The sequence below is a fragment of the Actinobaculum sp. 352 genome, assembly GCF_003957265.1.
Taxonomy (GTDB): Bacteria; Actinomycetota; Actinomycetes; order Actinomycetales; family Actinomycetaceae; genus Asp313.
On the sequence record NZ_RQSN01000002.1, the window covers coordinates 236,341 to 248,582 of the forward strand.

Genomic DNA, 12,242 nt, shown 5'->3' on the forward strand with positions numbered 1-12,242 from the left:
GGTTACCTCCTACCCCTACACGTTAAACCGGAACTCCACCCCGAGTTCAGGCGATATCTGAACTACTGGTTCAGGATACCGAAGCCGTACCCCGCCTCGTCGTCGAGCAGCTCGAGGTCCCCTTCCACCTTCGGCGCGACCTTCTGGACGGCCTGCCACGAAAGCTCGGAGGCCTCGCGCCGCAACAGAATCGCCTTCTTCACTGAGTCGGTGATCTCCTTGCACCGCTTGGAGTCCTTAGGCACCGGCAGGACCAGCTCAGCCCAGCGACCACCCAGGGTGTCGATGATGTCCTGCGTGAAGCGCTTGGCGAAGATCTGAGACTTGACCACAGGTGACGACAGCAGAGCGAGCAGCATATGGGGGTCCATCCTGCTCTCGTCGAGGACCTTGAACTTGAGGATGTGGCTCTGGTAGACGATCTTCCAGTCCAGGTCAGTCACGATGGCACAGGTGCCGACGAGGTAGGTGCCGTCCCGGACCATGAGGATGTCGCCAGGGGCGACATTTTGCTTATCCGCCAGCGACTCGTATAGAGCTTCACTGAGGCCGTGCTTGGGGTCGCCCTTGATTTGCCAGTTTGCAATGTCGCTGGTGCGGATGAACGGGATCGAGCCCGTGCCGTAGGCCAGCTTGCCCACCTCGTCGCCGGTCGAGACTGACAGCACGCCTTGGGTGACCAGATCACCCAGGCGCACGAGGTCATGGGTCTTCGATAGGCGCTCAACCGACTCGCGGACCTCGGGGTTGTAGTACTTGGGGAGGTAGATCATGTCCGTGATCTGCGCGGAGTCAACGACGAAGCCGAGGTGGTCGAAGTCCAGCGCCTCACCGTCCGCATACTTCTCCCAGCGTTCGACGATCTTGGGCAGGTCGTCGAACGGGATTGAGTGGCCTCGTGAATCGTGCCCGCACCAGCGGGCGACGGCCATGAACACGTCGTGCGACTCGCCAGCGGGCTCAGCACCCTTCTCCAAGAGCACGACGGCGGTCTTGGCGTGGGTGTGCGGCTGGAAGAGGTTCTCGTGCACGGAAATGACCGCGTGGATCGTCGCCCGGCTCAGTACGTACTGCATGATGTAGCGGTGCGACGGATTGCACAGCATCGACTCCGGCAGGACGATGCCCATGCGGCCGCCATCCTTGAGCAGGTCGAGACAGCGCTCAATGAAGAGGATCTGCGGGGTCTGCGAGTCCGCGACCTTATCCGTCTTCTCGTAGCCGACACCGCCCTTGGCCTTGCGCCACTTGGAGCCGAGGTCGTACTGGGCCAGGGTCGTGCGTTCGGTAACCTTGAGTTTCTGACCGAACGGCGGGTTAGTCATGATGACGTCGAACTCGCCGACGGAGACTTCCTGGCGAGCCTTGAGCCCCCAGTCCCTCATCGGCACCAGCGAGTTCTCACAGAAGATCCCACCGCGACCATCACCGAGTAGCGCCATGTAGGCCTTGGCCACCTTGCTGAGGAACTCATCCTTGTCGATCCCCCGCAGCTGGCGGATTGCGACCTTCTGCTTCTCGCTCTCGCGCTCGCTGTCGGGCCACTGGAGCTCGTCGGCACGGTCATCGACGAGGTCCCACAGGCCACGCAGGGCCTCGACGAGGAAGCCGCCCGAGCCGCAGGCTGGGTCGAGCACCATGTCCTGGATCTTCGGGCGCACAAGTGCCCGCACCAGGTGCGTGACATTGCGCGGCGTGAAGAACTGCCCCTGGCCGCCCTTGAGGGAGGGTCCGATGAACGTCTCGAAGGCGTCGCCGACGACGTCGCGTTCGCACTCGATCAGGCAGTACTGCTGGAGCTCGCCTACAACGTAGGCGATGGAGCGGTCGTCGAGTTCGATCTTGTCCGTGTCGTCGAAGACATCGCTGTACTGCTTGACCACGTGAGCGAAGGCCTCCTTCACGCGCGCCGCCACGTCGGCAACGGGTTCGTCCACGCCCGCCCGGAAGGTGACGACAGCGTCGCGTCGCGTGAATCGCTCGTCGTAGATCTTGCAGAAGATGAGGTTCATGATCTGCTGAGCTAGGGGCTCGTCGCGCGTCATGCCGACGGCGTTCGCCGCCAGGTAGTTACGGATCGAGCGGAAGACGGCCTTGAGGTTATGGGTCGGTCGTAGATCCTCGCGCTTGAACAGGCCGATGTCCTCGACGCGCTGCCCGTAGCGCGGGATGTTAGGGATCTCGTCGAAGGTGACCTTACCGTTGGCCTCACGCTTTCGTAGGAAGAGGCGCTCGTCCCCATTGGTCCAGACGCCGAGGTAAGCGCGGGAGAGGCGGAGGTAGTCCTCCAACTGGTCCCGGCCATCGCGGCGGTCCGGCTTCTTGCACTCGACCACGAGGAACAAGTCTTCGTCGCGATGCTGGTCGCCGCTAAAGACGGCGATGTCGACCGGATAAGTCTTCGCCCGGTCCGACGGGCGCGCCTTCACGTGCCACTGGGGCCTTGTGCGGATGTGCCCCTTGGGGTAGCCGTAGTCCTCGACGAGTTGGCGGGCGAACGGCTGGACCGCGAGCAGCTCTTCAGGCTTGGCAGGCACCGGGATGCCGGAGATATAGTCGACGACCTTGCCGTCCGGCGCTTCGTCGTCGCTGGGGACTGTCACTGCGGCCTGCTCGCTCACTTCTTACTCCCAGACGTAAGTCCCGTGCGGAACTCCACCACGTCCCCGTCGGCCATCACGTAGTCCTTGCCCTCCATGCGCACTCGCCCGTGGGCGCGCACCTCGGCCATGGAACCGTACGCAATGAGGTCGTCATAGCTGACGATCTCAGCCTTGATGAAACCCTTCTCGAAGTCGGTATGAATCACGCCTGCGGCCTGTGGGGCGGTCCACCCCTTGTGGATCGTCCAGGCGCGCGACTCCTTCTCCCCCGCAGTCAGAAAGGTCTGCAGGCCGAGCGTGTCGAAGCCGACCCGCGCCAACTGGTCGAGCCCCGATTCGCTCTGCCCGGTGGCTTCCAGGAGTTCCCTCGCCTCCTCCGGCTCCAGCTCCACCAGCTCCGCCTCGAACTTGGCGTCAAGGAAAATCGCCTCGGCAGGCGCCACGAACTCTCGCAGCTCTGCCTGCATGGCGTCGTCTGCCAGGCCGTCGTCGTCGGTATTGAAAACGTAAATGACCGCCTTGGTGGTCATTAACTGGAAGCTCTTGAGGATATCCGAGTCCAGCGATCCAGCATGAGCGGAGAGCACCTTGCCCTCTTCCAGCAGCGCGAGCGCCGCCTGCGCGGTGTCCAGCACTTCCTTCGGAGTCTTCTTGCCCGTCACTTCCTTTTGCACGCGCGGGATCTGCTTTTCCAAGGTCTGGATATCGGCGAGCATCAGCTCCGTTGTCACCGTCTCGATATCGTCCTTCGGGTCAACGCGGCCCTCCACGTGCACCACGTCAGGATCGGCAAATGCGCGCGTGACCAGGCATATCGCGTCCGCCTCACGAATATTGGCAAGGAACTGGTTGCCCAAGCCCTCCCCCTGAGAGGCGCCCCGCACAATCCCTGCGATATCCACGAAAGACACCGTCGCGGGAACAATCTTCGCCGAGTTGAACAGCTTTGCCAGATCGTCGAGTCGGCTATCCGGTAGCGGCACAACGCCGACATTCGGCTCGATGGTAGCGAAGGGGTAGTTCGCCGCGAGCGCCGTCGCCCGAGTCAGGGCGTTGAACAAGGTGGACTTGCCGACGTTGGGCAGGCCTGCGATTCCAATAGTCAGTGACACGAGTACAAGTCTATGCCAGTGCGCTACCGGCTTCCCGTTCCACGTCCACATCCGTTCCCGGCGCCTCAGTTTTCACGGCAGAATCGATGCAGACGCCGTTAGAACGGGCGCAACCGCTCGCCCAATTGCGCCACCAGTCTCCACGTCAAGGAGGCACCCTGATAAGGCGCGGGATTCACACCTACCTGCTACTCCAGCACACCGACGGAATCAGCATCGAACCGCTCGTTCTTCGCCGAACCGTTTACACCAATATGTTCAGAGTTCTGCCCGCTTTGCGGAGTACCCGGACCTCCTCGCAGTGATCCCCTTTCGACCCCGTGTGCTCCCACCGCAATGTATTGGTAGCGCGGCGCAAAACGGAGCAACAAGAACGTCGCCAAGCTCAGTGCCACAATCTCCGCCACCACAACAGAAAGCCAGATTCCATTGGAACCCAGCCACACCGGTAACAGCAGCACCGCCACAATCTCGCAAATGAAGGTCCGCACAAAGGCGATAACCGCACTGATCCCTCCGTTTCCCAACGAGGTGAACAACGCCGAGGCGTACATGTTGAACCCCATCAACGTGACTGCCGGGGCAAAGAACCTGGCTGCGTGCACCGTGAGTTCCACGAGGCTCGCATCGTAGCCGACAAAGACCTGCGCTACCGTTCGTGCCAGAAGCTGTACCGCAACGAACATAAGCAGCCCACTACCGGCAACAATGGCCAAACTCTTGCGGAACAAGGACTGCATCTCTACCCGATTTTTGGCACCGTACTGAAAACTCATCAGCGGTGCGGTACCCACAATGTAACCCATGAAGATCGCCGCGAACATGCCGCCGGCATACATAATGACGCCGTATGCGGCTACGCCCGCGTCGCCGAGGTACTTCAACAGCTGAATGTTGTAAGCGATTGCCACAACGGACAACGCGATGTTGGAGACCATCTCAGAAGAGCCATTCACGCTCATATGCCCCAGTGTCCGCCAATCAAGGGTTGCCTCGCCCAGCCGGAGGAAACTCGTGTTTGGCAACGCGAAGTAAACCAGTGGGGCAATACCGCCCACGGCCATACCAATCACCGTGGCTACGGCCGCACCACGCAGCCCCCAGCCCAATCCGGCAACGAAGACGGCGTCGAGCACAATATTCGTCACACCGGCTGCCACCGTGATCGCAAATCCAAGCCCCGGTTTACCGGCTGTGATCAGCAACTCCTGAAAGAGGTATTGCAAGATACTGAATGGGATACCCACCATCAGGACCACACCGTACGCCATGGCGCTTCCAAACAACGCCTCTTCCGCGCCCATTAGCACAAGCAGTGGCCGCAGTGCCACAAAGCCGATCACCGTGAATACAACCGCGGCTGTTATCGCCGCATACACCAACAGGGAGAACTGCCGATTGGCGCGGGCAGGGTCGCCCTCACCACGTGTTTTGGCGACGACGGCGCCGCCACCGGTTCCTAGCATGAATCCGACGGTTCCCATGATCATAAAGATTGGATACACAAAGTTGACGGCTGCCAGCGCGGTTTTCCCAGCGAAATTCGATACGAAGAATCCGTCCACCATGGCATACGCCGACATGAAGAGCATCATGCCAACAGTCGGAAGTGCAAACTTTATCAGCTTGCTAAACGTGAAATGCTGGCTCATATCAACTGCCATTGCTATCTCCTAGTCCTCTTCTTCGCGTCTTCTTCAAACTTGTCGACAGTACGGTGGCGGCCCATACCAGGCCTTGACAGGCCCGGGCAAGGTGGGTCGGGTGATCGGCGAACCTCGGCGGCTCGTGCGAGCACATCCATTCCTACCTTGTCCCTTCCGGCATGGCATCCGTACTGCCATAGGCGTAGTGATTACTGCCGGTGTCCATACCCGGTGGGTGCATATCGCGTTAGGAGGGGCACGCCAACTCAGCCGCAACCGCCACACATCTGACACACTTCCTAACACCCGGGTCCGCAAGATTAGACTGCGTGGCGCCGAGTCGGTTCGTTGGAGCGCGCACCTCTCGTTTCCGCGATCACCTTGTGTCCGTCTCTCCTCCTCTTGGGATCGCCCGCCAGTGCACACATCAATCCGGCAACGCAGACCCAACGACCGCCGCCCAGCGGCATATCCGCTACCGAGCAGGCAGGTCATCACTCGTCTTGTCCAGGCCAATCTCCTAAACCGAATCCTTCCTGTAGCCCTAAGCGGTACAACTTCAGTGCCCGTATCATGCGGCGGATATTCTCATCACCCACGGTCTCATACGCACGCATTTCAGCTGCCTTGCGGGCTTCGTTCAAGGGATCGAACATCGCATGGCCGCGTGATGTCAATGCGAGGTAGCTGCTCCGCGCATCACGAGGATTCCGCCGAGAAACGACTAGACTCTCAGCACGCGCTTTGGCAATAACGGCTGCAACAGTCTGTTTAGGAATCCCCATGTAGTCGCTTATCTTCTTTTGCGTAGCCGTCGCACCCAGATCTTCCAAAGCCCAGTACACGTAGAACTCTGTCGGTGTAAGGCCAGCCGACTTGGCGAAGGCGTCGTAGACTGACTCGATCGCTTGCCCAGCAGTGTACAACTGGTCGGCGACGTCGACTCCCACGGACTTCGTTTCTTCTCCGGTCTCTCCTTCGGCCTGTCCCTTCCCCGATTCTTCTACCAGATCCCTCGCTCGTGTTTGCCCGTTCTTTTCCTGGAACTTCTTTTCTGCACTCGCAACGCGCAAGTCTGCCCGAACGGTTCTCACTTCCCTCGACTCAGTCATCACACTCTCCTTTGTCCCAAATAAGTCTACATTAGACTGATATGGGACTAATTGACAGATGTGTCACAGTCACAAATACAGAGTCGCGCCACATTCCCGGGCACGTAGGGGTGATCGGAATCAACCCGAGCAATGCCGACACGATGAACACACACCTCGGCGGGAGGCAGTGAGCAGTTTCCTCAAGGATGGCGCGAACTTCCGGATTCCACGTGCCCAGACAAGCGTGCGTCCGTATCCCGCACCGGCATACCGAGCGACTTGTCCCCTTCACGCATCAGCGCGTATCAACTTTGTGCCCCGCGCGAGCGATCCACACCTTTCAAACCTCGTCATTCCACCCCATTCACTCCTCACAGTGCTCCATTGCGCAGATGCCTCACACCGGTACTGCACTCCCTTGTCTCCCGTGCAGTGCTCACAATGCCTACCTGAAACTCTCCTCCGTCCCGTTCGCGATTACCACCTGCCCCTGTCGCCTCCGCTCTCTGCGTCGGCCCATCGTGTTCGTGAGGCATCTTGTGTCGGACCCCTCTGCTGTACTGTTCCCATGAACATTTCAGTCGGACTACTGCTGCTCCTGGTACTGCTGTGCCTCGGCCTCGGAGCTGCGCTTGGTTATAGCGCGGCCACCATGCGCGCACGTGCCGCAGACCAGGCGCGTACACGCGAACTTGGTGAACTGCAGGCGCGCGAAGCCGCCGCACAGGCACGTGCCGAACGCCTGGCGGAGGAAAACAATGGCCTCGTCAGTCGCTCCCGCGCCGATAATGACATCATGCGCGCGATCGCCCCACTGGGCAGGCACCTGGAAGCCATGGAGCACCGTGTACAGGTCATGCAGGAGGCACAGGCTGCTCAACGTGCAGAGCTGCACGAACAGTTGGAGGCCACCGGGCGGGGGCAGCGCGAACTGGCTCAAGAGACCAGTTCCTTGCGCTCCGTGCTCATTTCAACCTCGGCGCGCGGCACCTGGGGCGAGGTCGAGCTACATCGCGTTGTCGAAGCGGCGGGAATGCTTGCCCATGTGGACTTCTCTGAACAGCTGAGCACGGGCGCCGTCTCAAACTCGGCATCGGCCTCACGGCCGGATCTGACGATCCACCTGCCCGGCGGGGCACATATCGCGGTGGATGCCAAGGTGCCGTTGTCGGCGATTCTGCGTGCGCAAGATATCTCCGGCGAGGGCCCGCAGGAACAGGCAGAACGTGAACGGCTTCTCAAGGAACACGCAAAGGCCCTGCGCGGGCATATCAACACCTTGGCGAAGCGGAACTACCCGGCAGAGTTTCCGGGATCACCGCAGATCACCGTCATGTTCCTGCCCGCAGAATCGCTACTCTCGCAGGCACTGGCGGCGGACGGAGCTCTGCTGGAGGATTCCTTGGCGGCAGGCGTCTCCCCTGCCTCGCCGTCCTCCCTGCTCGCGTTGCTGCGATCCGTTGCTGCCGTATGGTCCTCCACACGTATCGCGGAGGAATCACAGGCCATTATGGAACTCGGTCGCACGCTGGTGAAGCGTCTAGATGTGGCGGCACATCATCTTGGCGATCTCGGCGCCGGACTGCGCCGGTCGGTAGCCAACTACAACAAGGCAGTGGCATCTTTAGAGTCTCGGGTGCTGGTGACCGCCCGCTCCTTCGATTCCATCGAGGTTCCCTTGCGCGAAGTTCCACAGATCGAGGCCGACGACGCCCAGATCCGCAGCTTCACCGCACCCGAGCTCGCGCAATCTGAGGAGGCGATCACCTCGTAGGTCACTGTGTAGTAGGTCAGTACGCGGCACAATGCCTCGCGTCCACACACGGGGCGTTGAACCGGGAGCTGCGGTCTCGCCGCAGCTCCCGTATCGCTTCTGCCTTACGAAGCAGTTCCCAACACTAGCTCGATGAGGAGCATCACCGTGGCAACAGGAACTCGGAGCCTCTTGCCGTAACCCCGGCATCTCAAAACCATCTCGAAACCTCGCATGCGGGCGAGACGCCCAAGGCAACAAGTGCTTAGAGCCAATCTCCCGACCGGTCTCAGCGCCTCATACGCAACCCGCTGCGATATCGCACGACCCCGACCCCTAGAACAGAACCGAACAATGCCCCAATCAGCGCCGAGGCTGCTAAGACACGGGCAGTCGGCAGCGACGCCAGTGACACTGCACGCCCGGCCGTACCCTTCGCACTCGCACTGTCAGCCGCATGACCCGGATTGTCCGCCGCCGTGGCCCCGGCACCCCGCGTCGTCGACCCGGCATCGCTCGGATCAGGGGTCGCCGTCGCATCCGGCGCCGCACTGGATGCCTGCGCACCCACCGTATTCCCCGTACTTGACGCGGTTTTACTGGCATTGTTGGCCTGCGCCTGACCGCCTGCTCCCCAGGTTACGCTGACAAGTGCACCCCGGTTGACCGGCGTATCAGACTCTTCACCAATCGCAGTGGCGACATCCTTCGGCAGGGCGGTACCCGTGCCGTCCAACCGCCCTCCCGGACGCGCCCGGAGATTGTTCTTGCCTGTGTTCTTCGCATTGTCACTGAGTTCCGTGAACAGATCCTGCGAGCCACGAGATGCGACCACATCCTGGCCATTCACCTCAGCATTGGGAACTGTCACTGTGGAAGAGCCAGTAAAATCCGCCAACGTGCTCGCGTTGAATCCTGGTTGCTCCTCATCGGTCTTCCAGTGAATGACATACGAAGGCTGCTCAGCCGAGGTACGGAAATACGTGTTGTGATCCATTCCCTCGACCATCTCATTTGCACCGATACGCGTGCCGTCGCCATTTGTGCCCGCTGAGAAGCGTGCGATAACCGAGTACCGGTACGGGTCTCTCGCGAGTCGCGAGGACGACTGCCCGAAAACGTTGTTGTATATCGAGGTATTCGTGGTGTTCCACGATAGGCCGCGCGAGCGCGACCAGGGTTCGGGTGCCGTACAGCTGCCGTCCGCTGCACGCGCATTGCACCCGCCATAGCGCGTGTCCTCACGCACAATCAGCGGGCTCACCGTATCCACGACGGTGTTGTTCCAGATCTGGTCGTGATCCGATCCGGAAATCACAATGCCCTCATGAGATGAGGCCACAACGTTTGACGCGATGATATTGTGGCTGCTCACCTCGTCGTAAATGGCAGTGCGGCCCACATTGATGAAGCTGTTATTGACGATTGAGCTGTCCACAACACCCTCGTCGAACCACACACCGTTCAGACGATACGGGCTCTCAACTTCAGGATCACTGTGGTCGTAGCCCACATCCGAATAGTCATGTGTGTTGCTGGCATATCGCACACCTTCGGAATGCGTAATCTTCGTGTCACTCAAGGTGCAGTAAGCACCGCAGTTCGTCGTGATGAATCCAGCCAGATTGTTACGGCTCCACAGGTTGTTTTCCGCCGTTACGTTCTTCGACTTATTGATACCGAAACCGACGCCGCCGTTGTTAACGACCCGGTTCCCTTTGAATGTCACATTCTCTGTGGTGGTTATTTCAGCTGCCGTTCCCGCTGCGGAATAGGAGAATGTCGAGTTAGCGACCGTGGATCCCGCAGACTGGTTCACGAACATGGCACCGCCGGTCATAGTGCCAATCTCCGGATCGTCGTAGTCCCAGCGCTGCACCGGGCTGTATCGCTGCACGTCCACACCGTCCCAGACGATGCCACCGCTAACGAGGGTAACGGCACGGGCGTGTTCCACGATCTCCACCGTGTGCCCGTTCGGATCAGAGCCGATCACATAGGCCGTACCCCGGTGCGGCTTGACGTTGTAACCAGAGGAGACATCGTTGGGTTGCTGCAGCGTCACCGGGTCCGGATCGTAAACATAGAACGTTCCGTCCGTCACCTGGTCTGCCGATGCCACCTGTGTCAGCGGCTCACCGTCGTAGAACACCTGCTCTACATAAGCGGCCATGCCTTCTCGCGAGGGATCGTTATTCGTCGTACACACGTCGCAGAACCGTACAAAGTCGCTCGACGATGTCGTCCACGCGTTGCCCGTCTGCCGCCAATCGGAAACCACCTGAGAACCGTCTAATACCGCCGTGGCCCCCGGCTCTTCAGTGATGGTCACACTTTTCCTCACGAAGATTCCACCTTCGCGATATGTGCCCGAGTCCAACGCGATGGTGTCACCATCAGAGACTTGAGTCACGGCATGCGCCAAGGTCGCGTAGGGCTTCGCGGTACTGCCATCTCCGTCTTGATCTGAACCATCTGTGGCCGATACGTGAACCGTATTCGGAGCGGCACTTGAGGCCACTGGGCTGAAAAGGCTCATGAGTGCCAGGGTGAGAAAGGCGGCCATACGGCGGAACAATCTTCCTCCTGATAAAAGTTGCGTGTCTGGGTGAGACCGCACGTTTCGGTCAAACCCGGTATAGCTATACAAGGTACCATCACACTGGGACGTAAGTCGTCACCACGTTACTCGCATTTGCGGCGGATAAGGACTTCTGGGTAGCAGTTCGCGCACATGCACAGGTAGATGGCCCGCTCTGCCCTCGCAGTGTGATGAGCCCCACGCCACCCCGCCGCCCCTCCTTGTTACGGGGGTGCCGGGAACCTGTACACCCACCTTCGTCCGTTACCCGATTGTGGGTATCGCATCAACCGGGGTGCCAGGAGCCCGTGCACGTATCTTCAAACGTTCACCATTTGCCCGGTGGCAAGGATTCCGCCTAGCGGTGCCCGGCTCGGGGCAACACTCCCAGCTTTCTGACCGTTGCCGCCAACGCCATCGTCTCGCTTGATATTGAATGCCGCCTTACTTCTTGGGGTACTTCGTATCGATGTAGATCGAGTCAATGGAGTCGGACACGATCTTCTCAGCGGCGCTGTCACCCACGCGGTAGATGTACGTCACCTCGTAGTAGTAACCATTGCTGCCAAGCACGGCCACCACCTTGGTCTGCACATCACCTTCAAAATTGCTCCAACCGTCCACACCATCAATGTCTCCGGCTTGCACGGTTTCTGTCCACTCCCACAGCTGCGCCTCCTTGGCACCAGGAACGGTTATATCGCTAGCCGTGAAGTCATTATGTTGCCTCTCCGCGTAGTCCTCGGCATGGGACTTCATGCTGTCAACTGACTCAATCTTCTGACCAAACCAGTCCGGCTGCGCGGCAACAAGAGTATCACCCTCGGTGTAGTAAAACGGCACACCCATGGGAGCTGAATCGGTGTTCGGCTCACCATCTCTGACCGTCTCAACCGGCATCTCAAAACCGATACCCGAGTAGAGGAACTGTGAGACACCCGAGCCGCTGGCCGGATCTGTCCGGGAGATTTCCATCGCCGTCGGCCCGTCATCCGGTTCCGCAGTCTCTGTGGGGGCCGCCTGGGTGTCCGTCGTAGTTGACCGCGTCTCCGCCGAATCCGGATTCGGTGCAATCGTCGTCTCAGACGACGTCGTCTCGGCGTCGTCGGTCGCATTCGAACATGCGGTGAGAGGCGCCGCTGCCAAAAGGATCGCCGCACCGATGAGCTGGGCACGGCGGCGCGCATAACTGCGCTGCACTGCAAATTCTCGTTTCATGCCCCTCAACCTAAAGGCCCCGCACCCATCGCAAAAGTTTCCAGCACGGGGAATGCTCCCCATTGAAATCGTACGAGTCTTGTGCCACGGACTCGTGCGGCACCGACCCCAACTCGTAACTGCCACCATGCCGTTTCCTGATTTGAGCACGTGCCGCGCCCGGCCGACCTCCGGCATCAGCGCGCTACGTGCTACCCACGTGTGACTGACCTGCCTTCGGCGAACTCGCCGACCG

7 protein-coding genes are annotated in these 12,242 nt (G+C 60.1%); 1 reads left to right on the forward strand and 6 read right to left on the reverse strand.

Annotated elements, in window-relative coordinates; all coding sequences use genetic code 11:
* Positions 1 to 62: 62 nt before the first annotated feature.
* The 4 genes from EKN07_RS03125 to EKN07_RS03140 form a co-directional block, all read right to left on the reverse strand.
* Positions 63 to 2,621 carry an N-6 DNA methylase gene (locus EKN07_RS03125; RefSeq protein WP_126145600.1) on the reverse strand — a complete coding sequence of 853 codons (2,559 nt, stop codon included), beginning with the start codon at positions 2,619 to 2,621 and terminating at the stop codon, positions 63 to 65.
* Positions 2,618 to 3,715 (reverse strand): redox-regulated ATPase YchF, encoded by a 1,098-nt coding sequence (ychF, locus tag EKN07_RS03130; protein WP_126145601.1) that lies wholly within the window; start codon positions 3,713 to 3,715, stop codon positions 2,618 to 2,620. Before ychF ends, EKN07_RS03125 begins: the two co-directional genes overlap by 4 nt.
* 188 nt (positions 3,716 to 3,903) lie before the next feature.
* Entirely contained in the window at positions 3,904 to 5,379 is a 1,476-nt protein-coding gene (locus EKN07_RS03135; protein ID WP_108715090.1) for an MATE family efflux transporter, read from the reverse strand.
* Between the two features lie 476 nt (positions 5,380 to 5,855).
* Entirely contained in the window at positions 5,856 to 6,473 is a 618-nt protein-coding gene (locus EKN07_RS03140) for a MarR family winged helix-turn-helix transcriptional regulator (protein WP_126145602.1), read from the reverse strand.
* 550 nt (positions 6,474 to 7,023) lie between these two features.
* Here EKN07_RS03140 and EKN07_RS03145 point away from each other — a divergent pair.
* A complete protein-coding gene (locus tag EKN07_RS03145) occupies positions 7,024 to 8,229 on the forward strand; it encodes a DNA recombination protein RmuC (protein ID WP_164546581.1) in 1,206 nt (401 codons plus the stop codon).
* A 268-nt stretch (positions 8,230 to 8,497) separates the two neighbouring features.
* Here the strand turns inward: EKN07_RS03145 and EKN07_RS03150 are convergent, their stop codons facing one another.
* Both EKN07_RS03150 and EKN07_RS03155 read right to left on the reverse strand, forming a co-directional pair.
* Entirely contained in the window at positions 8,498 to 10,786 is a 2,289-nt protein-coding gene (locus tag EKN07_RS03150) for a NosD domain-containing protein (protein WP_206435657.1), read from the reverse strand.
* 447 nt (positions 10,787 to 11,233) lie between these two features.
* A complete protein-coding gene (locus tag EKN07_RS03155) occupies positions 11,234 to 12,007 on the reverse strand; it encodes a hypothetical protein (RefSeq protein WP_108715086.1) in 774 nt (257 codons plus the stop codon).
* Positions 12,008 to 12,242: the final 235 nt, after the last annotated feature.

Coding starts and splice junctions, on each gene's coding strand:
- EKN07_RS03135 (WP_108715090.1), bottom strand. CDS start 5,379: ATGGCAGTTGATATGAGCCAGCATTTCACGTTTAGCAAGCTGATAAAG.
- EKN07_RS03145 (WP_164546581.1), top strand. CDS start 7,024: ATGAACATTTCAGTCGGACTACTGCTGCTCCTGGTACTGCTGTGCCTC.
- EKN07_RS03155 (WP_108715086.1), bottom strand. CDS start 12,007: ATGAAACGAGAATTTGCAGTGCAGCGCAGTTATGCGCGCCGCCGTGCC.
- EKN07_RS03140 (WP_126145602.1), bottom strand. CDS start 6,473: ATGACTGAGTCGAGGGAAGTGAGAACCGTTCGGGCAGACTTGCGCGTT.